Source organism: Pontibacter qinzhouensis, from assembly GCF_008017455.1.
Lineage (GTDB): Bacteria > Bacteroidota > Bacteroidia > Cytophagales > Hymenobacteraceae > Pontibacter > Pontibacter qinzhouensis.
Map to the genome: position 1 here is coordinate 1 of NZ_VRTY01000118.1, position 16,217 is coordinate 16,217.

12 protein-coding genes are annotated in these 16,217 nt (G+C 47.9%); 4 read left to right on the forward strand and 8 right to left on the reverse strand.

The window, feature by feature from the left end; translation table 11 throughout:
- Positions 1-66 precede the first annotated feature (66 nt).
- The gene (locus FVR03_RS21160) at positions 67-549 is read right to left on the reverse strand and encodes a reverse transcriptase family protein (protein WP_147923772.1); all 483 of its coding nucleotides are present in this window, start codon (positions 547-549) and stop codon (positions 67-69) included.
- Between the two features lie 218 nt (positions 550-767).
- On the opposite strand from FVR03_RS21160, the gene hrpB reads away from it, so the two are divergent.
- The gene (hrpB, locus tag FVR03_RS21165) at positions 768-3,218 is read left to right on the forward strand and encodes an ATP-dependent helicase HrpB (protein WP_147923773.1); all 2,451 of its coding nucleotides are present in this window, start codon (positions 768-770) and stop codon (positions 3,216-3,218) included.
- A 319-nt stretch (positions 3,219-3,537) separates the two neighbouring features.
- On the opposite strand, the gene FVR03_RS21170 is transcribed toward hrpB, so the two are convergent.
- From FVR03_RS21170 to FVR03_RS21190, 5 genes are all read right to left on the reverse strand, one after another.
- Positions 3,538-4,068 (reverse strand): REP-associated tyrosine transposase, encoded by a 531-nt coding sequence (locus FVR03_RS21170; RefSeq protein WP_147923774.1) that lies wholly within the window; start codon positions 4,066-4,068, stop codon positions 3,538-3,540.
- A gap of 282 nt (positions 4,069-4,350) precedes the next feature.
- A complete protein-coding gene (locus tag FVR03_RS21175) occupies positions 4,351-4,833 on the reverse strand; it encodes a DinB family protein (protein WP_147923775.1) in 483 nt (160 codons plus the stop codon).
- Positions 4,834-5,172: 339 nt separating this feature from the next.
- Complete coding sequence (locus tag FVR03_RS21180; RefSeq protein ID WP_147923776.1) at positions 5,173-5,610, reverse strand: hypothetical protein; 438 nt, start codon at positions 5,608-5,610, stop codon at positions 5,173-5,175.
- Positions 5,611-5,697: 87 nt separating this feature from the next.
- Positions 5,698-7,092 (reverse strand): MATE family efflux transporter, encoded by a 1,395-nt coding sequence (locus tag FVR03_RS21185; protein WP_147923777.1) that lies wholly within the window; start codon positions 7,090-7,092, stop codon positions 5,698-5,700.
- A 649-nt stretch (positions 7,093-7,741) separates the two neighbouring features.
- The gene (locus FVR03_RS21190; protein ID WP_147923778.1) at positions 7,742-9,055 is read right to left on the reverse strand and encodes an ammonium transporter; all 1,314 of its coding nucleotides are present in this window, start codon (positions 9,053-9,055) and stop codon (positions 7,742-7,744) included.
- A 681-nt stretch (positions 9,056-9,736) separates the two neighbouring features.
- On the opposite strand from FVR03_RS21190, the gene FVR03_RS21195 reads away from it, so the two are divergent.
- Positions 9,737-10,195, forward strand: coding sequence for a DoxX family protein (locus FVR03_RS21195; protein ID WP_255474340.1), 459 nt, complete (start codon positions 9,737-9,739; stop codon positions 10,193-10,195).
- Between the two features lie 243 nt (positions 10,196-10,438).
- Here FVR03_RS21195 and FVR03_RS21200 read toward each other — a convergent pair whose 3' ends face one another.
- On the reverse strand, positions 10,439-14,395 hold the full coding sequence (locus tag FVR03_RS21200) for a CheR family methyltransferase (protein WP_147923779.1): 3,957 nt from the start codon (positions 14,393-14,395) through the stop codon (positions 10,439-10,441).
- A 265-nt stretch (positions 14,396-14,660) separates the two neighbouring features.
- On the opposite strand from FVR03_RS21200, the gene FVR03_RS21205 reads away from it, so the two are divergent.
- Complete coding sequence (locus tag FVR03_RS21205) at positions 14,661-15,389, forward strand: chemotaxis protein CheB (protein ID WP_147923780.1); 729 nt, start codon at positions 14,661-14,663, stop codon at positions 15,387-15,389.
- Between the two features lie 81 nt (positions 15,390-15,470).
- Positions 15,471-15,704 (forward strand): hypothetical protein, encoded by a 234-nt coding sequence (locus FVR03_RS21210; protein ID WP_147923781.1) that lies wholly within the window; start codon positions 15,471-15,473, stop codon positions 15,702-15,704.
- A gap of 80 nt (positions 15,705-15,784) precedes the next feature.
- Here the strand turns inward: FVR03_RS21210 and FVR03_RS24575 are convergent.
- Positions 15,785-16,217: TspO-related membrane protein (locus tag FVR03_RS24575; protein WP_500797024.1), on the reverse strand; the 433-nt coding region annotated here is incomplete at its 5' end.

A 16,217-nucleotide genomic window follows, 5' to 3' on the forward strand; every position in this document is an offset into this window, starting at 1 on the left:
ATATACTGGGCAGATTCCATGGCTTTTTTATAAGATTATACGAAACCATAGAAGTCTGCGTAACTCCTATGCTATTATTAACTCATCATGTTTTATCGAGTCGAAAAACTTCTCAATATCAACTTTTAAAAACTTTACCTTATCATTTGTTGTCGGAAAGGTAAAGCTGTTAATCTCACGTATATAGCTGTTTGGTAACTTACTGTTGATACATTCAGGAAATGCATGATGAAGGGTTTCCTTCAAAAGTGATAAGACTACTTTGTCTCTAATTGTCGCAATTGAAATAACTCTAGGGTGCTTATTCTTTCCTTTAACTTTAAGTTTTTCTAAATAGGGGGAAAATTTATAACTGCTATTCAGGCACTTTTTTTGTATGATTTTAAAATGCTCAGTTTTTCTAGGTTCAAATTTAGCTGACCCAATTTTATCTATACCTTTACTATCTTTAAGAGAATGTTTGGCACTATAGACTTTTGCTATAGACTTTAATCTAAAGCTTTTTTCAAAAAATTTGCCTACAGTTAATGCTTTAATTTCCCTCTCCAAGATAATGCATATTGAATATATTGATAAATATAAATATAAAATTTAAGATTAGTTAAATGAAGATTAGAAATGTCTTTTAAGTAGATACGCTGATTATTAATCTCTGAACTTAATAGTTAAGATGGCAGCTTTTGCGAAGTAACCTATTTATTATCCAAATATCTTTGTCTAAAGATATAAATCAAAATTTCGTTAAAGTCTACACTAAACATATAATCTTGCCCTTCAACCCATTCACCATAGACCTCCCCGTTCGGGAAATCATACCTGCTGTCAGAGAACATCTGTTAGCCCAGAACACGCTGATTGTAAACGCCCCTCCCGGAGCCGGCAAAAGCACTTTGCTGCCGCTGGCTTTGCTGGACGAGGCTTGGCTGCAGGGCCAGAAGATCATCATGCTGGAGCCCAGGCGGCTGGCGGCCAAAACCATTGCCGAGCGCCTGGCGCAGCTGCTGGGCGAGGAGGTAGGCCAGACCGTCGGCTACCGCATCCGCTTCGAGACCCGTATTTCGGAGCGCACCCGCATCGAGGTTGTAACCGAAGGCATCCTCACCCGCATGATCCACAGCGACCGCTCCCTTACAGGCGTGGGCATCGTGATCTTCGATGAATTCCATGAGCGCAGCATCCATGCCGATCTCGCCATGGCCCTGAGCCGGGAAGCGCAGCACACGCTGCGCCCGGACCTGCGCATCCTGGTGATGTCGGCCACGCTGGATATGCCGCAGCTCACGAGCCTGCTCAAGGCCCCGGTGGCGCAAAGCATGGGGCGGCAATACCCCATCGAAACCATCTACACCGGCGACGCCGACGACCGCATGCTGCCCGAACTAACAGCCAAGGTCGTGCAGCAGGCAGCGAAGGAGCAGCAAGGCGATATCCTGGTGTTTCTGCCCGGCGAAAACGACATCCGGAAAGTAGAGGAGCTCCTGCGCCGACAGCTGCGGGGTGTTGCCATACATCCCTTGTTTGGGATGCTGCCTTTTAACAAGCAGTACGCCGCCATTATGCCCGACCGTAACGGCAAACGCAAAGTAGTGCTGGCCACCAGCATCGCCGAAACCAGCCTCACCATAGAGGGCATTTCGGTGGTGGTCGATACCGGCTTCGGCAAAACCTCCCGCTTCGATGCTAAGTCGGGTTTGTCGCGGCTGGAGACGGTGCGCATCTCCAAAGACGCCGCCGACCAGCGAGCCGGCCGGGCCGGTCGTCTGGGCCCCGGCACCGCCTACCGCATGTGGAGCAAAACCACCCATGAGCGCATGGCCCCGCACCGCACCCCCGAAATACTGGAAGCAGACCTTTCCTCGCTGGTGCTGGATATGGCGCAGTGGGGCATTATGGATATCCGTGGCCTGACCTGGCTCAACCCGCCACCGCGCGCGGCCCTGCAATATGCTACCGACATGCTGCACCAGCTGCAGGCGCTGGAGCATGGCCGCATAACCGAGCATGGCAAAAAGATGCACGCGCTGCCCTGCCACCCGCGCATCGCGCACATGCTGCTCAAAGCCGAAGAAGCCGACCAGGTAGCGCTGGCCTCCGATATTGCCGCCATCCTGGAAGAGCGCGACCCGCTGGACCGCAACGCTGGCATCGACATTAATTTAAGAATAGAAGCCTTGCGCCGTTACCGGAAGGAGCAGGGGCAAGGCAAGCGTTTCGGCAAGATAGAGAAAGTGGCCCGCTCGTACCGCAGCCTCTTCAGCATAGAACCCGACAACAGCCCCTACGATGAATTTGAAACCGGCGTGCTGCTGGCGCACTGCTACCCCGAGCGCATTGCCTACGCCCGCCCTGGCAACAACGCGCAGTTCCAGCTGGCCAACGGCAAATACGCCTCCGCTGGCCACCGCGACGACCTGGCGCACGAGCCCTGGCTTGCCATCGCGCACCTGCATGCCGGCGGAAGCGACAATCCGGGCCGTGTTTTCCTGGCCTCACCGCTCAACCCCAAAGACCTGGCCCCGCTCGTAAAGCAGCAGGAAAGTTACCATTGGGATGTGAACGATGGGGAACTAACCGCCACTCTCGACACGCGCATCGGCAGCATTGTGCTGCAAAGCAAACCACTTCCGCCACCCGACGAAAAGCACCGGCTACCGGCTATCTCCGAAGCCATTAAAGTCGAAGGCGAGCACCTGCTGGACTTCAATGAGGAGGTTACCCAATGGCAGCACCGCGTGCTGAGCCTCCGCAAATGGCGCCCACAGGAAAGCTGGCCCGACGTAAGCACCTCCACGCTGCTCATGACCAACTGGGACTGGCTGCGGCCTTACCTCCCGGACATAGAGGCCCCTGACGAGCTGATGGAAATAGAGTTGCTCCCGATCCTGCAGCAGTACCTCGACGAAGAGAAGCTGGCGCAGTTGGAGGTATTGGCTCCGGCTGCATTGCCGCTTCCGGATGGCTCCACCATCGAGCTGCAGTACCAGCCGGACGGTTCGCAGCCAAAGCTAGAGATTCGTCTCCAGGACATACTGAGTTGGCAGGAGCAGCCCCACGTGGCAGCAGGTGAAATAGCCGTAGAACTCCACCTGCTCACCCCCGATCTGAAGCTTATCACCACTGTATCGGATCTGGCCTCTTTCTGGAAAGGAAATTACCGGGTAATCAAGCGGCAGCTGGAGGCGGTGTTCCCGGAGGTGAAGTGGGAGAGGGGGGAGTGAAGAATAAGGATCTGTGGCATAGATTAAAAAAGGTAGGTAGTGGTTACACGGCCAGAGGCCGCGGAATAATAAACACGAGCCAGGAGGCTCGCGCTATGGTTATGACTTTCTATAACGTACCATGGCGCGAGTGTCTTCGCTCGTGACTTTTATTCCGCGGCCTCTGGCCGCTATACAAACAAAGTGTGCTTTATAAATGAGCAAAGCAGCTACGGAACAAAGGTAAAGCTGGAATAGAATTGCATACTAAGAAAAAAAATTATGCTAATGAAATCAGCCTTCTGCAGCTAGTGCTGCTCTGCAATAGCTACGCCCTTAACTACCACTCTGCCAGAGCCACACTGCAATCTGGGTTGGCGCTGCTCCAGGTATAGTATTGTGGTTCGGTTACAAGCCTGGCCATTACGGGGTTCATGAGGATGTATTCCTGTTTTTGCTTCAGAATATTTGGGTTATATAGATCGATAGGGTGATTGTGCTGTTGCCAAAACTGTAAATTACTGTTGTGGCTGTTGGAGGTGCTGAAGTATTTAAAAAGGTAAAGCAGCCATTCTTTCCGGCTTTCCTGGGGGTGCTCCTCTACTAATTTCAGAAGTCTTTTGGAGGTATAACTTTTAAAGTCACGTAAAATGTTGCTGAGGTTTCCTTCACCAGCCGAACAGATCATATGCAGGTGGCTTGGCATTAGACAGAAGCTGTAAATCTCCAGTCCTTTTTTGTTGCTACAATAGTTAAGGTTGTGAACGATTTCCTCTGCGTATTCTCTTCTGGTAAAAATATCAATCCAACCTACTACTGTCAGTGTTACAAAAAATAAACCTCCTTTATATATCTTGTATTTCTCTGACATACCTTTTGCAGTAGCTTAAATTTTTGAAGAACTCTAAACTCAAACTATGAAAGTTGCTGATATAAAATGCTTTAACACTCTCGGGTTTCAGAAGTTTAAGATCTGTGCGGCCAGAGGCCGCGGAATAAAAGTCACGAGCGAGGACGCTCGCGCCATGATAGATTATAAAAAGTCATGACCATAGCGCGAGCCTCCTGGCTCGTGTTTATTATTCCACGGCCTCTGGCCGTGTGGCTCTGCCTTCTATGATAAACGATATCATCATCTAAAACCCCAATCTACTTACTCCTTATCCCACATCCCCAGCAGTCTTTTAAACACGACGATTTCGCCGAGGTGGTAGGCATTGTGTTCGGCTACCAGGAGGGCCTCGCGAAGGAGGGTTTGGCCGTCTCCGTGCGGAAAGGGCTCGAACAAATCGTTTTCAGGATCCTGCACGAGCTGTACCATGGTTTCAATGCCTTCTTTTATGGCCTTGATGCTGGCATCCAGGGCAGCCTGGTCAGCAGGCGCGTACTCTTCCGGCCAGTAACCATCCGGCCATTCCGGCGACTGGTACTCCGGGTTCCGGCTAAACTCCAGGATGTCGTAAAGCGCAATGCGCAGGTGTTCTATCAGCTTCCAGAGGGTGTAGGGGAGGTTCTTCACTGTTTTACCCGCATCAGCCGCTTTAATGTTCTGCAACACCTCAGGCAGTGGCATAAAAGCTTGTCCACAGCGCATAAGCTTTGTCAGGTGGTCGCGCAGTTCTTGGTCTTGTTTCATAAAGCATTATAGCGGATAAACCAGCCTGGAGGTTGTGAAAACAGCTGCCGGATAGAAGGTACTTGCTCACGGTCGCCGGCGAAATATCAGACCACAAAAAGAGAGAGGTAAGGGCCAAATAATTGCCGGATGATATACCCTTTGCCGAATGCCCAAATAGAATGCCTACCATCCCGGAATTGATCCCAGTGAAATCGGATAAATGCTCTTCCGGATCCTGAAAAAAGTCTTCTGTCCTGTGTTTTGCGTCCTGTGTCCCATACCAGAGCAGCAGCCATAAAAAAAGCCTCCCGGTTAGTAGGGAGGCTTTTGACGAAGTAGCTAAAGAACAAGGCCGGTTTAGTTGCCTGGCCAGGAGATCCAGGGGATGCGCACCAGGATTAGGATCAGAGCGATAGCATAGAATATAGCGATGCTTTTAAAACCGGCACTGCCCTGCCCAATCAGGCGTTTCGCTTTAGAATACCCGATGGTTACCAGTACCACGGCAATCACCATAGTAAGCGGGTGCTCCAGCATGTAAAGCCTGGAAACAGAGTCTTTCATAGAATCACCAGAGAAATTAGAAACACCCAGAGGCGAAACGAAATACAGAATCAGGCCGAACACGATCTGCAGGTGCGTGGTTATTAAGCCAATAAGACCCAGTTTGCGGTCTTTATCGGTAAAAGTTTTGTTGCCGAACAGCCCAGCCAACGCAGCGCCAAGGCTTATAAGGAGCCCCAGTAGCACCAGGTAGGCCATGTAAGAGTGTAAATGTTGTAGTCCTGTGTACATGTGTATGGTGGTTTGTGTAGGGTGTAAAGATAGAAGAGAATGGTTAAAGTTATCCTGTAAATTTAAATTTTAACGCAATGCAGCCGCCTAAATTTTTGTTGTTTTCCAGGTGCCTTTCCGGAAGAGCCACCAACTCACCAGGGCATGGAAGGAGTGGCAAAAGGCAATGGCTACAAATATACCTGTGGCGTTTAGCTCCATGGTTATAGCTAAAAAGTAGGCGAGCGGTATTTCAATTACCCAGAGCACCCCGATATTAATCAGGGCAGGGGTACGAGTGTCGCCGGCACCGTTAAAAGCCTGCACCATTACCATACCCAACCCGAAAAAGATGTAGCCAAGGGTTATAATGGCTAAGGCCTGCGAAGAAATTCGGATTACTTCCGGATCGTTGCTGAACAGGGCAGAGAGCTTGTCGCCGAAAAGCAGGAAAACAGCGGTTGCGGCCGCCATAAAAATAACATTGTAGCGTGCTGTTAGCCAAACTGCCAGTTCTGCGCGTTTGGCTTTCTGTGCTCCCAGGTTCTGCCCTACAAGTGTGGCAGCAGCCGACGATAAGCCCCAGGCAGGCAGCAGCGTAAACACAATTAACCGGAAGGCGATGGTGTAGCCGGCAAGTGCATTGCTGCCAAACTCTGCAATCAGGCGGGTCAGAAAAATCCAGCTGGCAGAGTCTATCAGGTATTGGCCCACGCCTCCTGAAGAAACCTTGAGAATGCGCCAGATAACAGCCAGATTTATGACCACGTTTTGCCGCGTAATTTTGAGCAGGTGCTTGCCATTGAAAAGGTGGTAGAGCTGGTACAATACGCCTATGCTGCGGCCAGCGGTGGTGGCCCAGGCTGCTCCCTCTAATCCCAGCCCTGCTATGTTACCCACCCCAAAAATCAGAAGAGGGTCCAGTACAATGTTAGCTCCATTGGCAATCCAGAGGGCACGCATAGCCAGGTGTGGCAAACCTGCTCCCCTAAATGCGCCGTTTATCAGGAAAAGCATGATGATGGCTAAATTGCCTGCAAAAATAATCCGGGTATAAGTCAGGCCGGTTTCTATTACCTCAGCAGAGGCTCCCATCAGCATCAGTATGTCGCGGGCAAAGTAGGTAGCCAGCCCGCCCATCAGCAAGGCCAGAAACGCGCCGGTAACCAGCAACTGGAAATTAACAGTACCTGCCTCCTGGTAGTTTTTCTCACCGAACCTGCGCGAGATCATGGCAGTGGCTGCAATACTAATGCCCATGCCCACCGCGTAAATTATCATGAGAATAGACTCAGTAAGCCCCACCGTTGCGAGTGCATTTGCTCCGAGTCTGCCCACGAAAAAAATATCGACCACTGCGAACATCGACTCCATGAGCATTTCCAGAATCATCGGGATGGCCAGCAAAACAATGCCTTGTTTTATGCCCAGGGTGGTGTAATCCTGCTCTTTGCCCTTTACGGCATCCCAGACCAGCTGCAGAAATGATCGGTACGTTTTCATAGTTAGTGGTTAGTTGCCTCAACGTTTCTGTCTGGAAATTGGCCTTCACCAAAACAGAATCTCAAAATTATGAATTAAAGGCAATAGATGAGCATGCATCTTAGTCAGCCACATAAACTTTATATAGGACTCAGGAGCTAAGACCCATGGCTTTTCATGGCGGAAGGTTACCATGACAGGAAATTACATCTTCTAATTTTGAAGCTGGCGTAGCTGAGCAATTATTCTAATGAAATTGGACTTCAGAAGCCTTAACGCGGTTTTTTAGCCAAGGCTTGGATATAACCTACTTCTGCAATAATGCTGAGAAGTAGCTATGCGAAATTGCACTTTACAGCCAGGAGCCTTTGCTAAAGGATCTCGCCCACAAGATTGCTTCTGAATGACAGAAAATGAAGCAGTAGAAGTGAAGAGAGAAAAGAAATAAGTAGCTGCCCCACAAACAAATTATTCTAATGAAAATAGCCTTCAGAAGCGTTTAAGCACTTTTTATTTCGAGGGTTCGGCATACACTCTTGCTGTTGAGAGCTGGCGCTGTGAATTAAAAGTCTGTTACCTACTTTTAATTCACAGCGGCCAGAGGCCATGGAATAGTACACATGAGCGAGAACGCTTGCGCCATTTTAAAGAACAGCCTGCTGCTTTACCGCTATAGCGTTTCGCCATGCTGGCTGTAGTCGAGGCCTTCAATTTCTTCTGCTTCTGTTACGCGCAGTTTTGTAATCATATCCGTAATTTTCAGGAGTAGCATAGAACCAAAGAAGGCGAAAAAGGAAACACCTGCTAAGCCTGCCACGTGCACCAGAAACAGGGTGGTTTCGCCAAAAATTAAACCATTGCCCAACTCGATAGCCGGATTAATGGCCTGGCTCGCGAATACCCCGGTCAGCAGCATGCCGACCATACCACCCACACCATGGCACGGAAAAACATCGAGTGTATCGTCGAGGGTAGTTCTGGTGCGCCAGTCAACCACCATGTTGCTTACCACCGAGGCAATAACTCCAATTACGAGGGAGTGGGGTATCGAGACAAAACCAGCGGCAGGCGTAATGGCTACCAGGCCCACCACTGCGCCAATGCAAGTACCCATAGCCGAAGGCTTTTTACCTTTCATGGCATCGAAAAAAATCCAGGCAAGCGCTGCCGTTGCCGAAGCCGTTGTGGTGGTGCCCAGTGCAGTTACAGCCAGGCTGCTGGCACCCATGGCAGAGCCGGAGTTAAAGCCGAACCAGCCGAACCAGAGTAGTCCGGTACCGAGCATCACATATGAAATATGCGCCGGGTTATGGTTGGTGTCGTATCGTTTCTTCAGGAAAATGGCCGATGCCAGTGCTGCCAAACCCGCCGACATGTGCACCACGGTTCCACCGGCAAAATCGAGTATGCCGAAGCCCATCAGCAGGCCATCAGGGTGCCAGGTAGCATGCGCCAGCGGCGCGTATATAAAGGTAAAGAATAGGCAGATAAAGAGGATGTAGGATTTAAAATTGATACGTTCGGCAAAGGCACCTGTAATAAGTGCAGGCGTAATTATGGCAAACTTGAGCTGAAACATAGCAAACAGCAGGAGCGGAATGGTGGGTGCTCCGGGCCAGGGGGTACCTCCGATAACACCGCGCATCATGAAAAATGTAGCCGGATTTCCAAAAATTCCACCAACCGACTCCCCGAAAGCAAGGCTAAACCCATACACAATCCAGATAACGCTTACCACTGCCATACAAATAAAGCTCTGCAACATCGTAGAGAGCACATTCTTTTTATTCACCATGCCACCGTAAAAAAAGGCCAGGCCAGGGGTCATGATCAGCACAAGGGCCGTAGCGGTGAGCATCCAGGCAGTATCGGCAGCATCTATTTCAGCCTCGGCCGTCGGTATTGGTGCCGATGGAATAACCAGTGCCACGATAACAATTAGTAGTAAAAAGAAAAAAGGAATACGCGTTAAACTTTTAGCCATATGTTTGAAAATTGGTTTAGTAAGTGAGTCCAAAATTAATCTGATATTTTTGAAATATAAAATAAATGGTTGATAAATTTAATATTTTTATAACGTTTACCTAGATTTTTAATCAATTTGCTAGTGTTTTTGCTGATAAAATATAGGTTGTACCATCAGGCCTAAGCTGTAACAGATGGTCCCTTAATTTCCGGAAGAAAAATATGTACATCTTTAGAAACAATATTTGACTGTTGCCCCCCCGACACTTTGTAAAACAATATGGAAATATAAGTATCAATCTAGCTTTGCCAGATTTACTTCTTCAGCTGCTTGTTTTGTGGTATTGGAGTTGCACTTCTATTTGAAGGGAGAGCAGTGGTATTTGTTTAGCAAACTAACTAATATTCGGTTGTTTGTTGTTTATGATCAATTCTTATTTATTTTTACAGGATGCAAGACAATGGTAAAGCCTGTCAGGAGTAAAAGTATAGGTGGTTAGAACAACTTGAAAGATAGCACAGGTGCCGCTGAAGCCATTGTTATGCTTAGGTGGGTTAAAGTAGTTTGTCAGATGAAACTTAGTTGCTTTGCAGGTGCTCAACTCGTGGCAGGTACTCACTGCATTGGCTAAAAGAGAGAAGGCTGGGGCCTCTTACAGGTCCTTGAAATGCTATACGCCCAAATCCAATCTATACATGTATGAAGACAAGCCTGTTTGAAAAAATTATCCCAACCGATAGAGCCCGTACCACCATCCTCATTCGCTTTATGGTGGGAGCCGTATTTCTATCGGAAGGAATTCAGAAATTCCTGTTTCCGGTGGTACGGGGGGCGGGGCGTTTTGAGAAAATAGGGTTGCCCTCGCCCAATATGCTGGGCGCATTTGTAGGCGGTTTCGAAATTGCCTGCGGTGCCCTGCTGTTACTGGGGCTCCTAACACGGTTGGCCAGCATTCCGCTTATAGTTATAATGGTAGTGGCGATGGCTACAACTAAATCGGAGGTTTTGGCAACGGAAGGCTTCTGGGCTTTGCTGCACGGTAGCCGAACCGACTGGGCCATGCTGCTCGGCAGTATCTTTCTGTTGCTCAAAGGTGGCGGCCGCTGGTCTTTCGACAGGCAAATGATGGAACAGCAATCAGTTAACTCCCTTTCATGAATTGAAAGTAACCTGATTGAAAGAGGTATTCAAGTAGGTTTTGATGCTACACCTTTTGTTAAATACACGTTAAAAGTGCTAACTCTTTCAATTTCTGAACCAAAATTAACCCTGCTATATCTCTGAATCTTCACTTTTCAGGATTCGACCTTTTAAGAATCAGCAACCAGTAATTATTCAAATGAAATTGGCCTTCCAACGATTTTTTGCTTTAAAGTTGTCAAGGGTAGCAAGGTGGTTTTGTTATATTTTACAGGTTATTTTAATAAGAGAACCTGTAGATGCTTCAGAATCTATTTCAATAGTGCCTTCGAGCAACTCCAGCCTGTGCTGAATACTTCGAAGACCGATGCCTTTCATGGTAATCAGTTCCGCCTTTTCGAAACCGATGCCATTGTCCTGCACAAGTAAGGTAATCCGGTTCTGCTCGCATTGTAAATCTACAGAGGCTTTAGTGGCCTGCGCATGCCTGATTATATTGTTCATGAGTTCCTGAACTATTCTAAAGATCGAAAGCTCCACAAATGGCTCTAAGCGTTGTTCGAAACCGCTAACTTTTAGTCTTATTTTCAGCTTTGGACTGCTAATGCGTGAAATTATTTCTTTAAGTGCATCCTGCAAGCCAAAATCTATGAGTACCGATGGGTTTAGAATAAATGATATATCGCGGGTAGCCTTAATCGATTCTTTTAGCAGGTTATCTATTTTTGATAGTATCTGTTGCTCTTGTTTTGCCTGTGGCTTCAACTGGTCCAGGTTTAGTTTAGTTGCATACAAGGTTTGGCCGAGGCCGTTGTGCAGTGCCTCCGAAATATTCTTTCTTTCAGATTCCTGTGCCTGTAACATGGCTTTTAAGATCTCCCGATGCTGCGAAAGGCGGAGGTGAATGTTGGCTTCTTCGGCATCCTTGTAATCCTGAATATCGGTGGCAGTTCCTATCCATAGCTCAACTTTGCCATCATCTCCCATAATGGGCACATTTTTTAACAGGTGAGTGCGGTACTTTTTATCTGAACCACGGAGCAACCGGGCGTGTACATCCAGAACCTTTCCAAATTCAAGCGCTTTTTCGTATTTCTTTAAGTACACCTTCAAGTCGTCAGGGTGTATGGCTTTAGACCAGCCCCAACCTGCAGACTCTTCTACTGAAAGACCGGTGTAGTTATACCAGGCCTCATTGAGCGATATGTTTTCGCCTCCTGGTTTATTGGTCCAGGTAATATGTGGTACAGTCTCCAACAAAGTGCGCGAACGATCTGCGTTTTCAAGGTTTATTTTCTGCTGTTCTTTTAGCTCCTGTTCGTAAAGTTTTCGCTCCGTTATGTTGTGCAGCGTAAGCACCAGCCCATCTCCAAATTTGACCGCCACTATGTGCAGCCAGAACAGGTTACCATTCAACTGTAATTGCTGCTCTAATTCCAGTGGGGATTTCTCTTCTACTACCTGTGCCAGATGGTCGAGCAGGCCCTGGTTAATACTGTTTGGCCACACTTTGAGTATGGTACTGTCGAGCAATAACTTTTCTGACATACCAAACAGCTCCTGCACCTTTAGGTTAGCCACCGTTAACCTGAAGTCCATGATATCGTCGTAATGGTTCCGGATAGCTTTCAGGGCAATGATAGCATTTGGCGAGCTGTCAATTATACCTGACTGCATGAGTTGCAGGTTCTTGAGTTCGTTTATATGGATGAAGATGATGATGGCCCCGTCTATCTTACGGTCCTGGGTAATGTATGGTAAAATGCGCATCTGGTACCATAGGCCCTGCTTATCCTGCACTTCCTTTTCGATCGTGGACGTTTTAAGAATTACTGTCTTTATATCTTCAATCAGGCTGTTGTATTGCAGGTTATCCGGAATCTGGGAAATAGAGCGGCCAATGTCGCTTTCGATCAGGTTGATAAGGCGGGCGGCGGCAGGTGTGTATTTCCTGATTATAAGTTTACGGTCTACAAAAATCTGCCCAATGTCGGTGCTCCTGAAGTAGTTGTTCAGGTCATCATCCAGCTCCATCAGGGCTTTAATTTTGTCGTGGTGCTCCGTGTTAATGGTGTGGAGCTCTTCGTTCAGCGACTGTAATTCTTCGTTGGTGCTTTGCAGCTCCTCCTTGGTACTCTGCAGTTCCTCGTTAGAAGTCTCCAGTTCTTCTACCACCGCCTGCAGGTCTTCTTTGGTATGTTGCAGCTCTGTTTCAAGCTCCTGCACCCTGGCTTCCTCCGGCGAGTCCAGAAAGGCCTGGCCCTGGTGCCGCAATACAAAAGCTGGTTCTGGCTTCGAATCGCTGAATAGCACCAGCAATGCTTTCTGGTTTAACCTGCTGTCCTGCAGGTAGGGGTTTATTACGATGTTGATGTAGCGGATGGCATTATCGTTCCGGATCGGAATACCGTTGGCGGCTACTTTCTGGTTGTCGCGGGCAGCTTTGCGCAACAGTGTGCTGAGGTTGGATGCCAGATCATGCGGTACCAGTTTAAGTAGGTTAAACGTAAAATTCTGCTCCGGCAGGTACAGGTAGTTTTTTATTCGCCCAACGCCATGCAGAATTTCATATTGCTCGTCTACGTACACGGCAGCTACCCCGTATTCATTCAGAATCGTTTCATTCAGCAGTTCCGAAAAATTCTGTTGCATAAGCTGTCTGCTCGTCAGGTCGCGGGTAATGCCGGGTATGGTTTTGCTGACAGATCTTTGGCTCAGGCTATTGCTGGCAAAATTTTCCATGCCGAGCGACCTGGCAGGCTCCGTATTCCTGAAAATCTTCCATTTTTTATTTACTTCGATAAAGCTCTTCAGGTCGCTTAAACTTTCGCTGGACCCCAGAAACAGGTAGCCTCCCATCAGCAAAGCATATTGGAACTTCTCTATTACTTTTTTCTGAAGCAGCGGGTTCAGGTAAATGAGCATGTTGCGGCAGCTCACCATGTCTATTTTACTGAAAGGCGGGTCTTTGGTAACATTATGCGGGGCAAAAATGACCATACGGCGCACGCGCTGACAAATGCGGTATTTCCCTTCTTCTTTTACAAAGTTTTTCTGCAGCCGCTCCTCCGACATGCCTTGTATGGTTTTTTTTTGGTAAAGCCCTTTACCTGCATATTCTAGCGCATCTCGGTCTATGTCGGAGGCAAAGATCTTTACCTCCAGTTCTTTCTTTACCTTATCCATGAACTCCCGTATCAGTATGGCAAGGGAGTAAGCTTCCTCGCCGGTAGAGCAACCTGCTACCCAGATGCGGAGCTGCTCGGAACGACTTTTTTTATCGACCAGGGCCGGAATTACTTCCTGTGCTATTATTTCGTAAGCTTCTTCATCTCTGAAAAACCTGGTAACGCCAATCAGAAACTCTTTGCCCAGCACTTCTATCTCCTTGGGGTGCAGGTGCAGGTAATCGAGGTAATCGGTCAGGGAGCTAACCTCGCAGGTAGCCATTCGCCTGCTAATGCGCCTGATAATGGTTGGCCTTTTGTAATTGCTGAAATCGATGCCACTGCGATTGCGAATCATATCCAGGATCATGAAGAAAGAAGACTTGGTCTCGTAATTGACGAGGTCGGTCACCTCTTTTACAATAGGAGACACCTTTATATAATTGAAGATCTCGTTGGGCATCAGGGCCGGCTCCAGAATAAAGTCGGCATAGCCTGTGTTTATAGCATTACGGGGCATACCATCAAATTTGGCACTCGCAGGTTTTTGCACCATCACCATGCCGCCGGCTTTTTTAATGGCCACCGCACCCTCTGTGCCATCAGTTCCTGTGCCGGAAAGAATTATGCCTATGGCTCTATGCTCTTTATCCTTTGCTAAAGACTTAAAAAACACATCGATCGTCTTTGATCTGTCCTGTAAGGCTTTATCGTTTAGCTGCAGGAAGTTATTCTCGATGGTGAGTTCCTTGTTATTCGGAATCACATAAACTTTATTCGGCTCGACCAGCATGTTCGGCTGGGCCTCTAAAATTTCCAGAACAGAGTGCGGTTTTAAAAGCTCCTTCAGAAAGCTGCGATGCTCCGCCGAAAGATGCTGCACAATAATATAAGCCACGCTATCGTACGGTACATGGCTGAAGAGGGCGCCCAGGGCTTGCAAGCCACCAGCAGAAGCACCAATTCCGATCACATAAAGCTCATTCGAAGCCTTTTTCATGGCGTTTACTTTTTCACATCCTTCGGAATCTGTTCTATCTGCTTTTGTCATGTCTGGAAAGTTGTTCAAAAAGTAAAGGCAACGGGGCTCTCTACTACGATTTGCTTGCTGCTATACCAAAGTTTTCGCCAATTTACCACTTTATATTCTCTTAGAATATGCCAAAATTTATAATAAGTATTGATTCATTGTTATTGCGTGTTTGTACGTAATATTATGTTCTGTTAGCTAATTGTACAAACTGGCTTCTCCAAACTCTGCAGGCCGGCCACCGTAAACATATATGCTGGTTTGTATTATATTCAGGATAACATAAATGGTAGAGGATAAGCATTTAGTAGTTGTGGGCACATCTGCGGGAGGCATGCAGGCACTAATCAAGCTCATTTCACAGTTACCAACTGATTTTCCTTCTCCTGTATTTATAGTGCAGCACGTCAGCGTCGATTCTTCCATTCAGGTTCTGGTAGATCGGTTGAAGCGATACACCAGCCTGACCTGCAAAGTGGCTGAAGATGGCGACGAAATAGAAGCCTCCACCATTTATATGGCACCAGTTGACCGGCACATACTCCTGACGGAGAAACAGGTTCTGGTAGTACGGGGCGCACGCGAAAATCAGTTCAGGCCTTCTATAGATCCGTTGTTCCGGTCTGCTGCAGCCTATCATCGGACGGCTGTAATAGGTATTATTCTTACCGGCTTTATGAGCGATGGGGTAGTGGGTATGGAGATGGTAGCCAGATGTGGTGGAAGAACAGTTGTGCAAATGCCTGAAGATGCTGAGTATCCTTTTTTACCTGAAAATGTGCTACGGCAAGTAAAAGTAGATCATGTAGCGGCAGTTGCAGACATGGGAGAACTGTTGGTACAATTGGTTAGCAAACCTGTACCGGCAGGCGTTGCCATACCTACCGATATTTGGGAAGAAGCTAAAATGACAGAACGCATAATGAAAAACAGCACCATGACCAGCATAGAAGAATTAGAGAGTGTAGGTACAAGAGCGGCCTACAGTTGCCCCGATTGTGGTGGCGGTTTATAGGAATTAACACAGCCAGGAACAATTAAAAGATTCAGGTGCCACTCCGGCCACGCTTATACACAAGATACGCTCTTGTTGGGTATGACCAGCGCCCTGGAAGAGACCATTTGGGTTGCCATGCGCACCCTGGAAGAACGGCGAAATATGTTGCTAAACATGGCACAATCTGAGCCCCATAAATCGAACAGGCGCTGGGCCAGTATTCAGGAGGAGCGTGCTGCCGAAATGAAAGTGCATATAGAAAGGCTCCGTGAGCTGCTCACCAAATCTGCGTTGTCTGATGAAGAGAACATGGGACAAAATATGAACCTATAGAAAAGTCTTCAAATATTCAGACCCAGGAATTCATTTACACGATGGCCTGCTATTGTTCAATCATACAAACCCTTCATATATTAATCAGGAGAAGGAATTTGCCGGCGTTGCTGTAAATAATTTCTGTAAACTTGTAAAAGCACCAAAACAATCAGAAAGCCCATTCCAACCCAGGCAAACGTAATGATGTTCGGAGAAGAAGGATGATTTAGCTCCTGGTGCTTCAGGTTGATGCCATACAGGGCCCAAACTGTAACAAGGCCAATATAGGGGTTACGGCGGTGCAGCACCAGAAAGGCAGTAAGAGCAGTGGCAACCAAGAGCATCAGCAGCGCCCAAAAACCTTCCGAAAAACCCCAACCCGTCCACTGCAGCCCCACCAGCGTAGCGCTAATGTTGGCAACCGTGGCAATACAGATCCAGCCCAGGTAAATACTCAGCGGAAACTGTGTGAATAGCCGGGAGGAAAAGGAGCGGGCCGGACTGAAAATGCGGAGCTTTAGGTGAATCAGG

Coding starts and splice junctions, on each gene's coding strand:
- FVR03_RS21170 (WP_147923774.1), bottom strand. CDS start 4,068: ATGTCAGAGAAATACAAGATATATAAAGGAGGTTTATTTTTTGTAACA.
- FVR03_RS21200 (WP_147923779.1), bottom strand. CDS start 14,395: ATGACAAAAGCAGATAGAACAGATTCCGAAGGATGTGAAAAAGTAAAC.
- FVR03_RS21190 (WP_147923778.1), bottom strand. CDS start 9,055: ATGGCTAAAAGTTTAACGCGTATTCCTTTTTTCTTTTTACTACTAATT.
- FVR03_RS21205 (WP_147923780.1), top strand. CDS start 14,661: ATGGTAGAGGATAAGCATTTAGTAGTTGTGGGCACATCTGCGGGAGGC.
- FVR03_RS21195 (WP_255474340.1), top strand. CDS start 9,737: ATGAAGACAAGCCTGTTTGAAAAAATTATCCCAACCGATAGAGCCCGT.
- FVR03_RS21185 (WP_147923777.1), bottom strand. CDS start 7,092: ATGAAAACGTACCGATCATTTCTGCAGCTGGTCTGGGATGCCGTAAAG.
- FVR03_RS21180 (WP_147923776.1), bottom strand. CDS start 5,610: ATGTACACAGGACTACAACATTTACACTCTTACATGGCCTACCTGGTG.
- FVR03_RS21175 (WP_147923775.1), bottom strand. CDS start 4,833: ATGAAACAAGACCAAGAACTGCGCGACCACCTGACAAAGCTTATGCGC.
- FVR03_RS21210 (WP_147923781.1), top strand. CDS start 15,471: ATGACCAGCGCCCTGGAAGAGACCATTTGGGTTGCCATGCGCACCCTG.